Below are 19,007 nucleotides of genomic sequence, written 5' to 3'. Positions count from 1 at the left end.
ATTACCCCTCCCAGAATAAATGATTCAGATCCGTGCTGAGGACCTTCGCTAACCGTAAGCATAGATCAAGTGACGGATTATATTTATCGTTTTCAACTAAGTTAATGGTCTGCCGGGCAACCGCCACTTGTTTGGCAAGTTGATACTGGGTCAAACCAGCAGCTTTCCGAAACTCTTTGACGCGGTTCACGCAGGTCACCTCTTTTGAAATGTTAGATATATATGACATTTTTAGTATAGGAGCGTCTTATTTAGATGTCAACTATATGTGACTTTTTAAGCCCGATCTCCGCAATACATGGCGACAAAAAAGGCTCCCACTCAAAACTCGAGTAGTAGCCTTTATTTACGCGTTCATTACTATGCTGGTGATACATCCAGATTCTTGTTGCCACCGTTTAAAATCTTGAAGAAACTAGCCAGTTCCTTCTTCCGGTAAGCTGCTGGAACGAATTCCCGGATGGTCTCCAAGTCGAAGCCGGTCGCTAGCTTATTGCGGTCAACGACGATCGGGTTCTTTAAGATCCCTGGGTTCTGTTGTAAGAGGTCCACGAGTTCATTCATCCCCATGTCTTGCACGGAGTCAGGTAAAGCCTTGTAGGCCTTAGAACGGGTAGAGATCAAGTCGTCAGTCCCATCTTCTGTCAGGGACAACATGTATAGAATTTCATCACGCGTTAATGGTTGTTTTTTAATGTCACGAGCAGTAAAGATGGCGTCGTGGTTAGCAAGCCACTTCATAGCCTTAGTTACCGCAGTAGTCTTAGCATGAAAGTACATTTTAATCATAGAATCGCCCTCCAGTTATCTTCTCTTCGATGAGGTACCAGATTTAGCACTCTTTTGTTGGAGTGCTAATTTATATTTCTTATTGTACACCACAATGAGAAATGATGAAACCCATTACCCTCAGCTAAGCACACCTTTTAATAATTTCGCAAGATTCTCGCAAATCGGTGATTTACCAGCAATCCCATTACATCAAGCTTACTGTAACCTTACCAAGATAATCCAACCTTTTTAGGACAGAAAAATGAAATTTCTATGAATTTGTTAGGGCTTACATTTTTCGACGCCTCATGAAAGCCATACACTTCATTCTGGTTCAAATTTCTTAAAGGTTGGAAACAGTGTACCATTTTTCATCGGTAAAAGTCTTTGATTTGAATCAAATTTTTTTAAAAAAAGACGCCACCCTATCAAACTCGATAGGGTGGCGTCTCTGAAGATCACAGTTTGTCTAAATTAAGAATCTAAATCAAATGCTAATGCTCGTGTCCAAAGACCGTTGGACATCTGGTAGTATGTTGAAACATGCCCATTAGAGTCAGTCCGCTTTACCCGGTGAGTAATCGTTACCCGCCGTTCGGACATGTCCGCAGTGGTACCCTTCTGCTTAGCCAGTAAAGGATCGTTAAATGGCCGGGTGTAAACGCCGTAGACCTTCATCAAGTTGAACGTTCTGTCATAAGTTTCACTCTTGAACGTATCAAACTTCAAAGCGCCCTTCCGAATCCAATACGACTTCGCACTGGTACTCTTGCTAAAGCGAATACGGTACCACTTACCTGTGTCAGCCGTAGCACGCATGTCAATGTAGACCCGCTTGCTCTTGATCGTCTTCCAGTTAAACTTCAGCACATTCCAGTTCTTGTGTCCCCGAATGTGATTGTAGACGGCATACGTTTTATACTTCGCTGCCAATTGCGCGTGTTGAGAGGCCAAACCAGAATAGTACTTTTCCGATTTATTCGTCTGCTTGCGCTTCTTTAATTTTTGCGAAGTTGCGCTGCTAACGGAAGTCGTTGGAATGGTTGGTTTGGTTACCACCGTGGCCTTCTTGGCTTTCTTGATCGTATTATTACTAATAGCAATCGTATCGCCCGTCAGTGCGAAGTTACTCTTCACAAAGGAAACCCCGGTCTTTTGAGTCGTCGCCTTGTTACCCGTGATCGACACGTTGGTCATGGGATTAGTTGCCGTAGAACTATCCAGATAAATGTACTGTTTAGTTGGATTAACGTTCGTAAATGTATTATTTTCAATATTTAAGTTGGTCATATCATACCCGGACTCAGAATTATACAAATAAATGTAGTTCCCAGAACCCAAGACATGCTGGTTAATGAACTTATTCCCCGTGATCCACAGGTTTGACACACCCTTAAAGTGAATCGTTGCCACACCATCATCCATCAGCGGTTTGGGATCAACCACTGTGTTGTTCGTGAAGTACACGTTGTGGATAATGCCGGCTGCGCCGTGACCGTATATTGCATGTTCCCCAATAGGATTAGGCGCGTACGACTGCACCTGCCCGGATTTTTTAGAAACGGGTAAGAACTGGTTATTATTGACCTTAACATCGTAAGTTGGCAAGTTGTCGTATTGATCGCCTGGGTTCTTATAAGACATCGCCTTGGCATTTGAATAGTCAATTTGAATGGCTTCCTTGTAGTCTTGCGAGCCGTTAAACCCTGTGAAGACGGAATTGGTCACGTTAATATCATGACTTCCATCGAGATCAATGTAGTGACCAGTAGGCGATTCAGCATTGTCAAAGACACAATTGTCAAACGTCACATTCGTCGCATGATGGACACTTTGCGTGAAGACACTTTGCCCTGACGAGGTGTTATCCCCTTGGAAGGTTGCACCTTCCCACTTGACGTTGCTAATCCCACCATCGTAGCCAGCTTCGGGACTTGGATACACAAAGTTCACCCGATTACCTGACGTGATCCGGAAGACTGCACCCTTATCAAACTTGAACGTAATATTCGAATGCAGCTTAATATTCCCCGCATCAAATACATAGGTGCCCTTAGGGACGTGAACCGTAAGATCCCCATTGTCCCAATTATCTAACATTGTCTGCAGTGCCTCATTGTTAACGGTCTTGGCGTTACCAACCATCCCCTGGTTTTTGGCGTTGATCGTCGTCGCAGCATGTGCCACGACTGTCTGAGTTGCCAGCGGTGTTCCAGAAAAACCACCCAGTCCCAGGACAGTTGCCCCCATTGCAACTGTGGCCAATAACCCGAGTTTTACCCGTAATTTCAAAAAATCCCCTCCAGTTCCAAATTCTTCCAACAGTTCCATTATAGCTAAGACATTAAAGCGTTGGGTCATCTTAACCTAATTGTCACACGATTGAAAGATTCTAGTCGTAAAGGGGATTCTTTTAAAATTGTAAATTAAGTTTAGTTTATTACATTAATTTGGCGATATCGTCATGTAAACCGTTGAGGCGTTCAACAACTTGGCCCCGAACGGACGTGTAAACCTTAACACCATCTGGCGTTAATTTCAGATTGTGTTGACGACGGTCAACCGTTGAAGCGATGCTTTCAATTAAACCAGCCCGTAATAACCGCGAGATTTGACCGGAGATCATTGACTTAGAAACCCCGATTTGGCCAGCAAACCGAGTTGGCGTGAATTCCTCACGCTGAGTCGTGATAGCATGTAACAGGTTGAATTGTTCCAAGGAAATCGTGATTTCCTCCGTTTTAATCGTTGTTACTGGCCGCATAATCTTTTGGAGTTGGGAAAACCATTCCAAGGATTGGTTTAATTCGTTAGTTTGCGTCATTTTTTGCTTTCTTCCTTTCCAGTTGGGTTACCTGATGTGCGTGGTAAAAAAGATGTTACTATTCTCACCCGCTAACCATTTATTATAACCCTCATTTTCAGCCTTTATGTTACCGATTCATTAATAGTTTATAGCATTACGAATGAAAAAACTAGTGATACGCCATCATTTTGTCATATTTCTTCCAGATTAGAACATTGAATTCAGAAACAGAACCCCGTATGATTAAAGTTAAGAAAAAATAAACGAATGAGGCGTTTGGTATGACAAAAATTAAAATGATTGCGACCGATGTTGATGGCACTTTTTTGGATCAAGCACGGCACTACAACCAGCCCCGCTTTGCCCGCCAACTAAAGGCACTCGGAGCCGCTAACATCCACTTCGTCGTGGCCAGCGGCAATCACCTGGGGCACCTCCACCGCGTCTTTGCACCAACACCGGCCGTCCAGACATTCGTCGCCGAAAACGGCGGTCTGATTGTGGATCACGGTCAAACACTATTCGAGGATATCATCCCCACGCCGATCGTTCACCAAATCGTGACTGATATTCTCGCCGATGACACACTCCGGCCACAGGTCTTACGCTTGTCTGGTGCACACGGCACTTACATCAACCGGCGAAGCCACCCGAGTGATCCTACGTCTCAGGCCTACTTCTTCAATAACATTGTCCTGGTCGATGACCTCACCCAAGTGGCAGACACTTTCTATAAAATCAACGGTGAGTGGCCAAACGACACGATTCAACACATAGCTAGTCGGCTGAATCACCGGTTCCCCGGTCAAATCAATGCCATGGCTAGCGGCTTTGGCAGTATCGATATCGTAGCGGCACACATGAACAAAGCAGTTGGTGTTACCCAATTAGCGAAGTCCTGGGACATCACCCCGGCTGAAATTGCCGCATTCGGTGACAACGATAATGACCGCGACATGCTGGCTCACGTGGGTTTGGGGGTTGCCATGCAGAACGGGACAGACACCGTTAAAGCCGTGGCCAATCTCATCACGCCTGCCGACAATAATCACGATGGCGTTCTCGACATCATTGATTCTATTTTAGCAGGTGAAGTTTAAAGCTAGCTAAACTTTTAACCGTTGACCTAAATTGGGTCGGCGGTTATTTTGGTAGCTGGCCCCAAATCAGCCTCGCAATTAACCGCCACATTCTCCGCGAAGCGTGTAATTGTCCATGGCTCGTTGCCGGCACATGCACTTCCCGGTAAGTTATCGTGCTATCTGCCAAGATTGGCCGTAACGCGGTCACTTGATGAACGGGGACTGAGCCATCCGTGAAACGGCCTGAGAGTGTCCCATAGACGTTAATGACAGTACCATGGCTCATCGGCGGCAAATGATGTTGCGCCGCTCTCAGCCGCTCATAGGCCATGTCAACAGGACCACCTACTTTTCCTTCATCAACCGGTGCTCCCAGCAAAATCAATCGGCGTAACTCCGGCAGATCAGAGCGATGCCCGTAAAGTACCAGACTGTGAACTGCCGCGCTACCACCCCAGGAATGGGCCACAGCATTGTACGTCGTCACGCCGTAGCGCGTCTTCAGTGCAGCTAGGATCGCCGTGAGCCATCTGACCTGCGGCTGATAGTCACGCGTCAAGCTGTGGTCAAACAAGACTTGAATCAAAGGGTTCGTGGCCGTGACCGACCAGTCACCAACAAAATGGAGGCCGCCGTGCCAATCAACGCGAACCGTCAGGACCTTATGACCATATCCCTGTTGTGCTAACCAGCGTAATAAACCATTGTAAGTCCACGCCTGGCCGCCCCACCCGGGAATCAGAAGGGTCGGCACGGTCGAATAGGGCATATCGGTTCGTCGCCGAACCAGTGGCTCTGGTGCAACGACTAATCGACTCGCCCAACGGTAACCGAGCCAGCCACCAACAACGATTGTCGGTAACCAACGCCATTTAAGAGTCAATGCACTCCCCCCTAAACTAAACCATTATGCCAGTTATTTTGATTGCGCACAAGCTATATCTCCGCCAATTAACATTTGTTATGATAAAATGCAATTTTGAAAAATTATCCGCATAAAGTTGTTTCAGCTGAGACTACCGTAACTACGGGCTTTGTCTCGTTGATGGCCAAAAAAGGTCACCCGTTTATTGATTTTCGTCCCAACTATATTTGACAATTGTACGGATAAAAATATAGAATAGAGCCAGAAATGAAAACGCTTTAATCTATAGAAATCGAGGACTTGCTCATGAAAACTGCTACGACGAAATGGGATACTTACCAGAATCAGGCTGTCACCGAATATACGATTGAAAATAAGAACGGCGTCAAACTTGGCATTCTAAGCTGGGGCGCAACGCTACATACGTTATCCGTACCAACTGATAAGGGTGACAAGAACTTGGTGTTATCTTACCATAAAATGGAGGATTACCTGTCCAATCCGTTTTACGTCTGCATGGGAATTGGCCGTATCGGGGGTCGTTTAGGCGGCGGTACCTTCGAAATGGGCGGCAAGACTTACAAAGTTGATACCAACGAAGGTAAGGACACGAACCTTCACGGTGGCCCCCACGGCTTCAACACTGTTAACTGGGATGGCGAAATCGACGACTCCGACGAAAACGAAGCCAAGATTATTTTGAGCCACACTTTCAAATCCAGCGACGACTCCTTCCCTGGCGATATGACTGCTAAGATGATCTACTCTCTGGACAACAATGACCGCGTTAACTTGAAGTTTGAATCCAACTCAACGGCTCTGACCCTCTTCAACCCAACGTTGCACGTCTACTTCAACCTGAGCGACGATCAACTGATTTCTGGCCAAACGTTACAGATCAACGCCAAGGAACATTTGGAAGTGACGAGTGAAAAGATTCCTACTGGGAACTTCATTCAAAATGCCGGCACGCCATTTGACTTCAGCAATGGTCAAAACTTGGGCGAAGCCATCCGTGGTATGCAAGGGACTAACGAAAAAGGGTTCGATGACTTATTCCACGTTACACCGGGCGAAGACAACACGATTGCTGAATTAAGCGATCCCCAATCCAACCGCTCCGTAACCATCAAGTCTAGTCGGAATGGCCTGGTCGTCTTCACGGCTAACTCCTTCACCTCAGATATGAAATTAGCTACTGGTGCCGGCCAACCTTACATGGGGGTTGCTCTGGAAGCGCAAACCTTATCCGATACGCCACACCATCCAAACTTTGGGGACGTGTCTGTGCCTGCTGGCGAGACCAAGACTTACCAAATCTCATACGAAGTTAAATACTAATCAAAGATATCTTAAAGCACCGCACTGCTCATCACAGTGCGGTGCTTTTTAATCTGCTTCGTCTGTAAGCGTCAGCCTGACCTAACAGGCACTTCTTATTTTTTTACTACTCTCAGTCGCTTGTAGGCGCTGTGCTTTCACACGAAACTTGCTGACTAACGCATAACTTGGACGAACTTCTCATTAGCCGTCACATACCCACCGGCTACCCGGTAACGTAAAGCGCCAAATATTTTCAAATTATCAGCGTGACCATAAGCCCATCCCTGAACCTTGAGACGCGTATTCTTGGCATAGGTTTTCTGCTTCCCGGTTAAATCAGCCGTACGGTACCGGTGAATGGTCGTCTTAGTTCGAATATAAGTTGGCATGATGACCTTGCCACTTTTCACAAGTTTACGGTTCGCGGTCACATACGATCCATTGCTGAGTTTAAAGCGCGTGGTTAAATGATAGTGCTTTAATCCAACAACCTTTAAAACCGTCCCTTGCCGATAATGGGTTGCCTTGCCACTCAGACTAACTTTACGATAAGCGCTGATTCCTTGCGGGTTGATGACCGTGATTTTGGCATGCTTTGCTTGGTAATACACAGGAACCGTATACTTACTGTTAGCCGTAATGTATCCCGTCTTTCCGGCCGTCTCACTGCGATGGTTAACATCCTTCACTAGATACCGAAGATGCCCGCTATTTGACTTGGCATACCCTGTGACAACAAACATTGGCCGATTAATCCGTGGCTGCTTGGTATATCTTACTTGCCGATCTTTCGTAGTGAAATTCGGTCGTTGATAGAGGTAAATTGGCTTGATAGCGTAAACGACACTACCCTTAGCCGCTATTCCCCGATCGCCGTCTCCAGCCGCAACGACTGACTCTGTCGCACTAGATGTCGATGACTGACTATTTGACCCACTTCCCGTCGTACCAGTGGAAGATGAACCCGAAGATTCAGCCGGCACCTTTTCCCATTTTACTGGGTAATACTGCATGCCGTCGGTGGTAAGTGTACTGCCATCCGAGTAGGTAATGGGATCAATGTCAGGGAAATTGACATTCGAATATTGATGGACCACGATGATCCACTTGGTGTTAGCATTTACACCCTTGATCAATGCATCCGTCCCGTCCATCGTCAAAGTTCTGGAGGCATTACTCCAGACATACGTGCTCGTCTGAACAGGCTCCCCATCTAACCCCTTAATCTGCGTTGGCAAGCGCACTACCGTATCCTGCGTAAAGGTTGCCGGATCAATATAGACAGGCTTTGGCAAAACCTCATACTGCCCAGTCGTTAACAGCTTAACCTTACCAAATTGCTTAAAGAATGAAAAATCTGTCAGTCGTTGATTGTTAACTGTCACTATAAGCCTGCCATCATCACTTTTGTATTTCAGCTTCGAAAACTGTGAAAATAGCGGTTTAAGCTGCTGTACGTCCGCATCAGTTAACCCATTTCCATTGGCATATCCTGTTAGACCAGACACGTTGACTTGCCGCTTGACGTATCCGGTCGGATCTTCTAGGACATGGATATCATTTAGCGCTGTGAAATCCCGACCATGCATCCCATCCTGCTCCACCGTAAAACTCCCTGAAACAGGTAGACCACTAAACGGCGCCAAGGATACCCCTGTCGCCAAGGCCAGCTGAACGGCTACACCAATCCCAGCTGGTAGCTCCTGTAAACTCTGCAAGCCCTCAAGCGACGTAATCTCCGGCATATCATTTGACATCCCGACGTTTCTCAAAGATGGCTGTTTCCCTTGGTAGTGCCAAATATCACCGTAAGTGACATCCCCGCTGACATCCAGGGCATTAGCAACTACCGTACCCAGTGTTGGATCTGTAAAAGCCACCTTATCCTGATCGGCATGGGTATCCGTTGTGACCTGAATGGTATCAGTACTGGCGGCGAACGCCGTTGTCCGACCACCTGCAACTGCCCCCACGGTGATCATCGCTCCCAACGCGCCTACTAACAATAGTTGTTTAAGCTGATTGTATTTATCCATAATAAACTCCCCTGACAAAATTTATTAAATAGCTCATATAAAATCTTTTATTATTGTAACATATTCGTAAAACTGTTACACTGCTTTTATTTTTTCTTTTCACTAATATTACTTAGTACCTAACTAAATCTCTTCTCCTCCTTGTTATACAGAGATTTATTAAATATCGACTTCACTGTCTATTACAAACGGCGATCCGAATTTTAATTAGAAAGCCCGATGAAACATTTAACCCCATCGTTCATTTTCAAACTTGTTCAGTACCACCACTTCTTCTCATGAACTCATTGAGACTTGAATCAATCGCGCTGTAGCCTGTAACAAGTGACAGTACTGAATTGTCTGAAGGACACAATCGTTGACAGCATTCGAGAACCCATGGTATGCTAGTAAAACGTAATAATTACTAATTAGATAGAAGGAGATTCCTTAATTCATGGCTAAAAAATCAAAGATTGCAAAAGAAAAAAAGATTGAAGCAACGGTCGCAAAGTACGCTGACCAACGCGCAGAATTAAAGGCTGCCGGCGACTACGCTGCATTGGCCTTACTCCCCCGGAACGCTTCACCAGTCCGAGTTCACCACCGCGACCACTTAGATGGCCGGCCACACGCCTACATGCGAAAATTCGGAATGTCCCGACTTAACTTCCGCCAACTCGCCCACGAGGGAAAGATTCCAGGAGTGAGGAAGGCTAGCTGGTAAGAGGTGCAGAGAGTGGAGCAAGCCGCTTAGATTCTGAGCATTAACGTCATTAAGTGCCCGCTCGGTGGAACCGAGCCGGTGCTTAATGGGGTTAAGCGCAGGAATCTGGCTTGCGGAACTCGTTTCAAAGGCCGCATATTTCCGGATATACCGGTGAAAGAAAGTTTAGCGGTCCAAACCTACCTAGCCATTAAAAGCAATAGCCGGACAGGAGGACTTAGCTTTCTAAGCGGAGGAACCTGCCTTGCGGAACTCGTTTCAATCAGAGCGTAAGTGAGGGCGGTTAGGCCCTGAGCATTAACGTCAATAAGTGCCCGCTCGGTGGAACCGAGCCGGTGCTTATTGGGGTTAAGCGGAAGGGACTGCCCGAGGGAACGCGTTTCAGAGGCCGCAAGTTCCCGGACATCCCGGCGAGAGCCAGTTTAAGGGAACTAATGCCAGCTTTCCTAATGTTTACTTATCTACGATATTACCCAAAACCCATCACAAAAACACGACCCACGTCAAGCCCTGCCCGCGGCTTCGTTTGACGTGGGTTTTCGTATGCTCTAAACTGAAATCATCATAGATAACAAAGGAGTTTTTACCATGACAGAAGTCTTAACGGTCATCCGGGAATTCGACGTGTTTGGCAACGGCGACCAGACCCCCTATGGCATTGATACACCCAAAATCAATGCCCAATTCGTCGGTATCAGTCCCGCCATGGCTTTTGACACCAATAATCAACCCAAATTAGCCCGAGCAAATGAACGTAAGCTCCGTGATATTGAAGACGGTCTACGCCACGAGTTTCATGATAAGATGGCGGCCTTGGATGGCAACGACCTTCCCCAAAATTTACAAGCGATTCAGGAACTGATCGCCACTTTCAAGTCACGCCTGGAACAAGACCTCCTCAGCAACAACCAATTGGAATTGGAAAGCCTGACCATGAACGGTGAATGGCTAACCTACTGGCAGGATAATGCCCCCCTCGCCAAGACCAAGGCGCAACAACAAGAAAGCCTCCCACAAGATTTCTAGGGTGACCGTACTCGCCTATGGTGCCGACTTTACTTGTAGCCTTCGACAGCCAACAAGATTTCTGACAGCCATAGGTAACACTTTTTAAGTAAGCACCCAATAACTGACCGTCTTTAATTGATGACAAGTTCACGATATGATCCCCCATCAAAAATGCAGATTGATGAGGGTATTCGTCGTTAACTAAAATTTCATCTGAATAATTTATCCTCATTAAGGTGGTAAGCTCTCATGCTCAAGAGTAAAATCTGGTTGAAATCAATACTTGTGGTACTAGGTATTTTCATTATAACGACTTTGATACTCGCAACATCTCCCAAAAATGCAATCAAAATGAACATGTTAATAAATGGACAATTTCGAACATTCATGAAAGTGAAACCTAAAATATCTACTACGCCAACCAGTTCTCTTAGAGCTAGCGGGAAGCAATACGATATTAATCCCTATCATTTTCAAGCTGATGGATTTGAGGCGTCTAGTTTCAACGTCTATAAAGTTTTATTCTTTTACTATGCAAGTCCTGCCTCTGACCCTGTTTAAAAACGGAATTACCAACAATAGTTGACATAGAACCCAAAAATCACCATTCCTAGTGCTCACTGGCACTAGAAATGGTGATTTTTTGCGATACAGATTTCAATTCAATAAGCATGAGGTGAGCATCTTGCAATCTGCTCGCACAACTACTGACTTCGAGCCTACACAACGATCCGTGGGCTGGACGGCTTCTGTGTAATTTCATCCACCAGCAGTTACTTTTAAAATGAGCCTGCCAGCCTTACCACACCCAGAAACGCTTACACTGCAAAGGTTACATTGCAAGCATCCCCGCCGTTCTTTGGCGACAGTAACTAATTTTTAAACTTACTTCACTTCCACTGGCTTACCCGCTACATCAATCGTCAACGGATCACCGCTGAGTAACTTGAAGTGGGATCCTTGCCCGTCAACCGTGACTTCAATCAAGCGACCACGGAAGACCTGACGGAAGGCATAGCGCGTCCAGTTCTTTGGTAAGAATGGTGCGTAGTGGAGCTGGCCATCACGCACACGCATACCAGCAAACCCTTGAACCACTGCAATCCAGCCACCAGTCATGGCCGTAATATGCAGACCATCCGTGGTGTCATTGTTGTAGTTGTCCAAGTCCAACCGAGCCGTCCGTTCGTAGAGTTCGACCGCTTTATCTTCGTAACCCAGGTCGGCAGCCAACACAGAGTGAATAGCTGGCGACAGGCTGGATTCGTGAACCGTCAAGGGTTCGTAGAAGTCAAAGTTAGCCTTCTTCTGTTCCGGCGTAAAGTCATCGATAAAGTCCCAGATCCCTTGCAGAACATCACCTTGCTTGATGTAAGGTGACCGCAGAATCTTATCCCAGGACCAGTGTTGATTGATTGGTCGCTGATCAGCTGGAATTGTGCTGACGGGTTCGATGTCCTTGTCGAGGAAGCCGTCGTGCTGAACGAAGATATTTAAGTCCTTGTCATAAGGTAGGTACATCCGGTCCACGATGTCTTGCCATTGTTTCTTCTCGGCATCAGAAACGTTGAGCTTCTTGGCTGTTTCGGCATCGACTTGACCCAAGATTTCCAGCGTATACTTCAACGTCCACTGGGCCAGGAGGTTCGTATCCCAATTGTTATCAACGTTGTTCTCGTACTCATCGGCACCCGTAACGCCGTGGATCATGTACTGACCGTTACGCTTACTGAAGTGAACCCGGTCGGCCCAGAAGCGAGACATTTCGGAAAGAACCTTGGCTCCCTCGTGTAGAACGTAGGAGGTGTCGCCGGTGTAACGCGTGTAGTTGTAGATGGCGAAGGCAATGTCCCCGTTCCGGTGAATTTCTTCAAAGGTGATTTCCCATTCGTTATGACATTCGATCCCGTCGAACGTCACCATTGGGAATAAGGCGCCCTTGAGGCCTTGTTCTTGCGCGTTGATGTAGGCACCATCGAGTTGCTTGTAGCGGTACATCAAGAGGTTCCGGGTAACTTCAGGATTGGTGATTCCCAAGTAAACGGGAACAGCGAAGGCTTCGGTATCCCAGTAAGTCGCACCACCATATTTTTCACCAGTGAAGCCTTTAGGTCCAATGTTCAAGCGGGAATCTTCACCATAGTATGTGGAGAATAGCTGGAATAGATTGAACCGAATCCCCTGTTGCGAGGCGTCATCCCCAGCAATTTCGACATCGGATTTTTCCCACCGGTCGGCCCAAATCTTGGTGTGAGCGGCCAACAAGTCCGCGTAGCTTTCGCCGGCGACCTTATCACTCAAGTCGTGCATGGCCTGCGTTAATTTTTCTTGCGAATCGTAATCTCGTGAAGTCACGACGATCACGCGCTTTTCTAACTCTGTTGATGCGTTGGGTGCGAGACTACCTGTGTAGGCGGTCATAACTTCCTTGTCATTCGGTTGCGTGACGGCAACATTGCTGAGGGCCGTCAAAATCCGCATCTCCATGCCAGAGGTAAAGCGTGGCGTACCAAATGGGTTCGGTGTGGTCTTAGCGACAATACTGCCTCGGTCAGCCTGTTGGTCTGTGGCCAACACATCCCAGAAACGTTCGTCGTAATTGGCTTCTTCGTTCATCACATCGGCATCGATGCTTGGCTTTAAAGTCACGTCAACGGCTGTGGCTCCCAGATTCTTAACCGTCACCTTTTGTGCGGAGAGTTCTTGTTGGCTGACACTCAGGAACCGTTCGAATTTCAAGGCTACCCGAACATCGCCACGTTCAACCGTAAAGGAACGGGTCAAAACGGACCGGTGCAGATCGAGGTCGAGGGTAAAGTCAGAAATCGTATCCTTGTCTAGATCTACCGCTTCCCCATTGAGTTCAACGGGAAGCTTGATGAAGTTGACGGCATTGACCACTTTCCCAAAGTACTTAGGATAGCCGTTCTTCCACCAACCAACTCGGGTCTTGTCTGGATACCAGACGCCGCCCAAGTAGATGCCTTGGAGGGAATCACCGCTGTAACCTTCTTCAAAGTCCCCACGCATCCCCATGTAGCCATTCCCGATACTGGTCATGGATTCCTGGAGGCGTTTGTCTTTGGGGTCAAAGGTATGAGTGATAACGTTCCACGGTTGTACCTCAAAAATTCGTTTCATGGTGTCATTTCTCCTTTTTATGTTTACTTAATTTCTCGTTTGTTTAATATCTATTTTACAGATTGCACTTTAACTTGCACTTTAACTTGCACTTTAACTTGCACTTTAACTTGCACTTTAACTTTACAGAAATTGACGCTGGCTTTCTAGCAAAACTAAGCGCGGTAAGTTTCCTTGATGGTGAAGACTGACAATGCCCCAATAGCCATGATGATCCCAGCTAACAAGAACATGTTGGCTTGGGCGTGACCGAATAATGGGAACAGTGCGAAGCTGGCCAGGGAAGCCACGATTTGTGGCAAACAAATTGAACCGTTGAACAGGCCCAAGTAAGTCCCCATGTGAGCACCAGATAAGGCATTGGTGACCATCGTCAATGGGTACGTGTTCATCGCAGCCCAAGCAATCCCAACGAGGATGAAGGAAATAATCAACGTGTATTGGTTGTGGACGAAGAAGACGGAAATGAACCCAAGAGCACCTAAACCTAAGCTCCCAGCATACCCAATCTTGTGAACGCTGTTTGGTAACTTAGCTAAGACATATGACCAGATAACAGCGGCGATGGATTGAACGGCGGCTAAGACCCCGTACCAGTTCCCGGCAGCTTGGTAACCAGCAGAAGCGGCATTAGTGGTGTGCCAAACGTTAGAAGCGATGGCCCCAGCGGAGTAAGTCCAGAGATATTGGAAAGCCACCCAGCAGAAGAATTGAACTAAGGTTACGGTCCAAAAGACCTTTGGTGCAGACTTCAGAAGTGTCCACCAGTTACCACCCTCAGCATTATCTTCCTTGGAGATCCCATGGTACTTCGCATAAGTATCTGGATCGTATTCCTTGACCCGAAAGATCGTAAACAAGCTCGTAATAACTAATAGAATGGCACCAACGTAAAAGGCAATTTTAACCGTTGCTGGCACAACCCCTTTAGCAGCGGTGTTGGCTAAGCCAATCGCAGCAAACAGGAAGGGCAAGATAGCGGCTAACACGGCACCCGTGTTGGATAAGAAGCTTTGAATCCCGTAAGCGTAACTCTTTTGGTCATCGTTGACCATGTCCCCAACCATCATCTTGAACGGCTGCATAGCCACGTTAGATGATAAGTCCAGGAAGGCCACGGTAATGGCCCCAAAGAGTAAGGCGGCGAGTGACGCGTAACCAAAGCCCATACTCCCGGAGTTCGGTAACAGACACATGACGATAACCGCCACGATGGTTCCTAACAAGAGATAAGGCAACCGGCGGCCCCCAAATTTGGGTGCCCAGGTTCTGTCGGAATAGTACCCAACGATTGGTTGTACGATCAGCCCAGCTAATGGGGGTAAAATGAAGAACCACCCCAAACTGTTAGGATCGGCCCCAATCGTTTGGAAGATCCGGCTCATCTGTGAGCTCTGTAAAGTAAAGGCCGTCTGGACACCTAGGAATCCAAAGTTGATCATCCAAATGGTACTGGCGGGTAATGTCGGTAACCCGTTATGTTTCTTGGCTTCTTCGGCCGATAATGTTTCGTCTGCCATGATCCAAAAACCTCCTCAGGTTAATTTCAAATTTAATAATTGCTAAGTAATTACTTATCGCGTGAGTATATTATGGCACCGCTTACATCTAAATGCAACCGTTTGCGCAAAAGTTTCTTCGTGCACTATTTCACACCTGACAGTTAAAAAAGGCCCGGCTGTGGGATTTCTCTCCCACAAACCGGACCCTGATTTTTTATTTAATTTCGTACGGAATTCTAATTTGTTTGGGTGCGTTTGCATCCCCGGTCTGCCGGTCGCCGAACAACAAACTGACCGTGGCTGACCCCATCTTCTCGGGGAATAGATTGACAGAGTGCAGGTCTGCATCTGTCAGGCCAGTCGGCAACGAGTGGTTATAGCTGACCACCGGAAAATGGCTGACGGCATACTGCTCACGCACAAGCCGGTAGAACTCGATGGCATTAAAATCATCGGTTGCCATGATGCCATCGATCTCAGGATGATGTTTGATGAACGACTGCGCGTACTCAATATCACTGAGTTTGCAGGTCAGCGGTTCCACGTTGAACTGGGCCGCTACCCGCTCGTAACCTTGACGTCGTTGCCGTTCGTAACCCCAGTCGTGCCCGGACTCGACGAATACGGGATGCTTCACGGCTAATTGGTCTAGGAGGTAGCCTGCCCCACCAATACCGGCTTCCAAGTTGTCGTTATCCACAAAGTAATCGTGGGTGCCATCGACTGGTTCCCCAATGGTCACGAAGTGGAGATGCTTATCGCGCAAGAAAGCCGCTACGGGATCATTCTGGTGCACGTAGAGTAACACAAACCGCTTAATCTTCCCCTGCGCCACCATGGATTTCACATTCTCTAGTAGCGCGTCAGCCGTCTTACTAATAGCCACGGACAGCACGTACTGACGCTTCATCAACTCGGTATTGATTCCCCGTAAAATATCGATATAAAACGGATTATCTGTCGAGTTGCGGTCGGACGTGGGAAACACGACCCCCACTGCATTTGCTTCGCCAGACGTGAGGTTCTTGGCATTATAATTTGGCCGATAGCCTTCTGCTGTGGCCAACGCCTGAATCCGTTTCCGGGTAGCGGCGCTGATACGTGGATTATTATTCAATGCCCGGGAGGCTGTGGAAACCGACACGCCGGCCTTAGCGGCAATATCACGGATTGTTAACATCTCTTCAAAAGCTCCTTATGCGCTTGGCAGTATAGTCCCAATGAATCAAATCTTACCATAGAAACGGACCGATTAAAACAGTTGTACCCACCAATCATCTGAAACTGGTCTGGTTTTATCACCTTAAGGGTTAACGCCCTTCGCCTACAATTGTCAACAATTCCACCCACTGTGAGATCCAGAGAAACGGTCTTTACTAAGCATTCGGGTAAAATTCATCCCTCGGTTAGATTGGATTCTAAAAAATATCCGTCACTCGTAATCACCCCTGATTACTGGTAACAGATATTTTCATAATTAAAGGTTGAAAGTCAAACTGTTTGTGTTCGCACCGTTCCAGCCCATATCTGCCGGCCGGTAAGGCAATGGTTGAACAACGTTGCCTAATTCTGGGGCCAGTATCGTTGTTATAACAGTCATGATGAGTATTTTGGAATTTTCAACCTTCAGTCATAAATCGCTTTTTATAGACGTTCCGGTCTAAGTGATTACGCCTTTTTCTCATGGTGACCACCCAACCCAGTCGGTGGATTCAGCGGCAGCGTCGTCACAAACCGACTTCCCTGCGGATAATTGGCCTTCACTGCGATGTTACCGTGATGGAGGTTCACAATCCAATGGGCAATCGAAAGGCCCAGTCCGTTGCCACCAGTCTGGCGGCTCCGGGAGCTATCGACCCGATAGAAGCGGTCGAAGATTCGTTTACGTTCATCTTCGTTGACACCAATACCTTGGTCGGCAACAATCAGCTGCCACTTGCGCCCAATGACCTTAGTCGACAGTGTAATTGTGCTGCCCTTGGGTGAGTATTTCAGAGCGTTGTCGATTAAAATGTTTAGCAATTGATGAATCAGGTTCTGATCCAATGTCGCTCGAAAGTCCGTGACTGGTGCCAAGACCAATGTCTTACCCTGACTAGCCGCAATCTCCGTGTAGGGCTCTACCGTGTACTGCAAAAATGACGCAACGTGGGTGTTCTCAAAGTTCGTCTGCAACGTATTGGAATCCGACCGAGCCAGCGCCAGCAGATCCTGAGTCAACTTTTGTAGCCGCTGACTCTCGCTATTAGCAATTGCAATATTTTCCGCCTGATCGATAATTTTATCGTTCGGTTTGGTCAGTAATAGTTCTAATTTATTCTGAATGATCGTTAGCGGTGTCCGCAATTCATGTGCCGCGTTGCCCACGAATTCCGTTTGTCGGCCCCAAGATTTCAGGATTGGCCGCATGGTCAGACGCGACATCCAGATACTCATCAGAATCGACAGTAACCAGAAGACCCCCATCGTAATCAACAGTACCCGGGTAAAGTTGCTCATGGCCGCCTTCTGCGGATCAATGTTTTCCATGATCAGCAGGTACTTGCCCGCGACTGATTTGTCCGCATTAGTCTTGGGTACCTTGACCAGTAACGTCCGGAAATTATATTTGCCACCCACCTGAATCGTATGCAGCTGACCAACCTGTGACTTATCCAACTTGATGTTCTTCAACGTGTCGTAACGCGAGCCCAGTTGCACGTGGTTGATAATCTTACCCTTGTCGTTAAAGGTCAGGGTGGTCGTCATGAACGGGTGAATGGCCTTGCCAGCCTGCATCTGTTTCCCGGGCTGTTTGCCCTGGGCCATCGGTTTCTTCGTCAACATATCCCCGTTCAATCGCGAGGATCGTTCGACCCGCAAAGCCTGGTCGGTGCTGGTCAGCATTGCACTGCGAAACAACACGAAAACAATGACACCCAGCAGAACGAAGATGATGGTGAAACCAATAAAATTGTTAATAAACAGACGCCACTGTTGGGCGCGATTAACCTTATTGCTCATCGGGGGCCTCCACAATGTATCCCGCATTACGGATGGTCCGCAACGACAGGTCACTGCCGGCATTTTTGAGCTCCTTTCGCAGGTTACTCATGTAGACTTCGACGACGGAGAGACTGGTCTCGGAATCAAAGCCCCACAGCCGGTTAAAGATCTGTTCCTTCGTGATGATTGTCCCGGGATTAGCCACTAAATAAGCCAACAGATCAAACTCACGGCCCTTCAGTGTCAGTAACTCCCCTTTAAACGTAGCTAAATGCTTGCTGGTGTTGATCTCCAGCTGACCGAGGCTAATGACATCGGTACTGTTCAAATGGCCTGTCCGCTTCAATAACGCCTTCATCCGGGCCAGTAGTTCTTCCCGGTGGAATGGCTTGGTTACATAGTCATCGGCCCCATCATTGAAGCCCCGCAACTTATCAGCAATTGTATCCTTAGCCGTCAGGATGAGCACAGGGGTCTTGATAGATTTGTTGCGAATATGCAGTAGCAGATCCAGCCCACTCTCGCCGGGCAACATCAGATCCAAGATAATGGCATCAAAAACCCCTTGACTGGCCAAAAACTCACCCTGTTCACCATCAAATGCGGTGGTCGTTTCACAAATCGGTTTAATTAATTCGACAATGTCCGCGGATAATTCACGTTCATCTTCCACGACTAACACTTTAGCGGTAGTACTCAACGGGCATTCCTCCTTTGATTTTTCAAAGTTTAATCACGTCGTTAATTTAACAATAATCTGCCAGACAAGGCTCTCACCCTGA

General features: G+C 47.2%; 17 protein-coding genes. 5 read left to right on the top strand and 12 right to left on the bottom strand.

Annotated features, from left to right (window positions below; genetic code table 11):
• Position 1: 1 nt before the first annotated feature.
• The 4 genes from ACKTSF_RS00760 to ACKTSF_RS00745 all read right to left on the bottom strand — a co-directional run bounded on the left by ACKTSF_RS00760 (position 2) and on the right by ACKTSF_RS00745 (position 3,595).
• Positions 2–190: a helix-turn-helix transcriptional regulator gene (locus tag ACKTSF_RS00760; RefSeq protein WP_407885694.1), complete on the bottom strand. Its 189-nt coding sequence runs from the start codon at positions 188–190 to the stop codon at positions 2–4.
• Positions 191–360: 170 nt separating this feature from the next.
• Positions 361–789 (bottom strand): Spx/MgsR family RNA polymerase-binding regulatory protein, encoded by a 429-nt coding sequence (locus ACKTSF_RS00755; protein ID WP_407885692.1) that lies wholly within the window; start codon positions 787–789, stop codon positions 361–363.
• Between the two features lie 456 nt (positions 790–1,245).
• Positions 1,246–3,063 carry a glycoside hydrolase family protein gene (locus ACKTSF_RS00750; RefSeq protein WP_407885690.1) on the bottom strand — a complete coding sequence of 606 codons (1,818 nt, stop codon included), beginning with the start codon at positions 3,061–3,063 and terminating at the stop codon, positions 1,246–1,248.
• Positions 3,064–3,211: 148 nt separating this feature from the next.
• Positions 3,212–3,595: a MarR family winged helix-turn-helix transcriptional regulator gene (locus ACKTSF_RS00745; RefSeq protein WP_407885688.1), complete on the bottom strand. Its 384-nt coding sequence runs from the start codon at positions 3,593–3,595 to the stop codon at positions 3,212–3,214.
• Between the two features lie 263 nt (positions 3,596–3,858).
• Here ACKTSF_RS00745 and ACKTSF_RS00740 point away from each other — a divergent pair, with 263 nt between their 5' ends.
• Positions 3,859–4,677: a Cof-type HAD-IIB family hydrolase gene (locus tag ACKTSF_RS00740; RefSeq protein WP_407885686.1), complete on the top strand. Its 819-nt coding sequence runs from the start codon at positions 3,859–3,861 to the stop codon at positions 4,675–4,677.
• Between the two features lie 43 nt (positions 4,678–4,720).
• Here the strand turns inward: ACKTSF_RS00740 and ACKTSF_RS00735 are convergent, their stop codons facing one another.
• On the bottom strand, positions 4,721–5,542 hold the full coding sequence (locus tag ACKTSF_RS00735) for an alpha/beta hydrolase (RefSeq protein ID WP_407885685.1): 822 nt from the start codon (positions 5,540–5,542) through the stop codon (positions 4,721–4,723).
• A 288-nt stretch (positions 5,543–5,830) separates the two neighbouring features.
• On the opposite strand from ACKTSF_RS00735, the gene ACKTSF_RS00730 reads away from it, so the two are divergent.
• Positions 5,831–6,865 (top strand): aldose epimerase family protein, encoded by a 1,035-nt coding sequence (locus ACKTSF_RS00730; RefSeq protein ID WP_407885683.1) that lies wholly within the window; start codon positions 5,831–5,833, stop codon positions 6,863–6,865.
• A gap of 155 nt (positions 6,866–7,020) precedes the next feature.
• On the opposite strand, the gene ACKTSF_RS00725 is transcribed toward ACKTSF_RS00730, so the two are convergent.
• Positions 7,021–8,883 (bottom strand): DUF5776 domain-containing protein, encoded by a 1,863-nt coding sequence (locus ACKTSF_RS00725; RefSeq protein ID WP_407885681.1) that lies wholly within the window; start codon positions 8,881–8,883, stop codon positions 7,021–7,023.
• 436 nt (positions 8,884–9,319) lie between these two features.
• On the opposite strand from ACKTSF_RS00725, the gene rpsN reads away from it, so the two are divergent.
• From rpsN to ACKTSF_RS00710, 3 genes are all read left to right on the top strand, one after another.
• Positions 9,320–9,589, top strand: coding sequence for a 30S ribosomal protein S14 (gene rpsN / locus ACKTSF_RS00720; protein ID WP_407885679.1), 270 nt, complete (start codon positions 9,320–9,322; stop codon positions 9,587–9,589).
• 588 nt (positions 9,590–10,177) lie between these two features.
• Positions 10,178–10,615 carry a hypothetical protein gene (locus tag ACKTSF_RS00715; RefSeq protein WP_407885677.1) on the top strand — a complete coding sequence of 146 codons (438 nt, stop codon included), beginning with the start codon at positions 10,178–10,180 and terminating at the stop codon, positions 10,613–10,615.
• Positions 10,616–10,846: 231 nt separating this feature from the next.
• On the top strand, positions 10,847–11,158 hold the full coding sequence (locus ACKTSF_RS00710) for a YjcN family protein (RefSeq protein WP_407885675.1): 312 nt from the start codon (positions 10,847–10,849) through the stop codon (positions 11,156–11,158).
• 324 nt (positions 11,159–11,482) lie between these two features.
• On the opposite strand, the gene ACKTSF_RS00705 is transcribed toward ACKTSF_RS00710, so the two are convergent.
• From ACKTSF_RS00705 to ACKTSF_RS00680, 6 genes are all read right to left on the bottom strand, one after another.
• Entirely contained in the window at positions 11,483–13,738 is a 2,256-nt protein-coding gene (locus ACKTSF_RS00705; RefSeq protein ID WP_407885673.1) for a glycoside hydrolase family 65 protein, read from the bottom strand.
• A gap of 155 nt (positions 13,739–13,893) precedes the next feature.
• Positions 13,894–15,258 carry an SLC45 family MFS transporter gene (locus ACKTSF_RS00700; protein WP_407885671.1) on the bottom strand — a complete coding sequence of 455 codons (1,365 nt, stop codon included), beginning with the start codon at positions 15,256–15,258 and terminating at the stop codon, positions 13,894–13,896.
• Positions 15,259–15,454: 196 nt separating this feature from the next.
• Entirely contained in the window at positions 15,455–16,420 is a 966-nt protein-coding gene (locus ACKTSF_RS00695; protein WP_407885669.1) for a LacI family DNA-binding transcriptional regulator, read from the bottom strand.
• Positions 16,421–16,717: 297 nt separating this feature from the next.
• The gene (locus tag ACKTSF_RS00690) at positions 16,718–16,840 is read right to left on the bottom strand and encodes a hypothetical protein (protein ID WP_407885667.1); all 123 of its coding nucleotides are present in this window, start codon (positions 16,838–16,840) and stop codon (positions 16,718–16,720) included.
• A gap of 68 nt (positions 16,841–16,908) precedes the next feature.
• Positions 16,909–18,243 carry a HAMP domain-containing sensor histidine kinase gene (locus tag ACKTSF_RS00685; protein WP_407885665.1) on the bottom strand — a complete coding sequence of 445 codons (1,335 nt, stop codon included), beginning with the start codon at positions 18,241–18,243 and terminating at the stop codon, positions 16,909–16,911.
• Positions 18,233–18,925: a response regulator transcription factor gene (locus tag ACKTSF_RS00680; RefSeq protein WP_407885663.1), complete on the bottom strand. Its 693-nt coding sequence runs from the start codon at positions 18,923–18,925 to the stop codon at positions 18,233–18,235. Before ACKTSF_RS00680 ends, ACKTSF_RS00685 begins: the two co-directional genes overlap by 11 nt.
• Positions 18,926–19,007: the final 82 nt, after the last annotated feature.

It is taken from the genome of Levilactobacillus muriae, assembly GCF_045862015.1.
In the GTDB taxonomy this organism is placed as follows: domain Bacteria; phylum Bacillota; class Bacilli; order Lactobacillales; family Lactobacillaceae; genus Levilactobacillus; species Levilactobacillus muriae.
The sequence above is the reverse complement of the archived record's forward strand: the minus strand, read 5'-3'. Positions and strand labels throughout refer to the sequence as shown.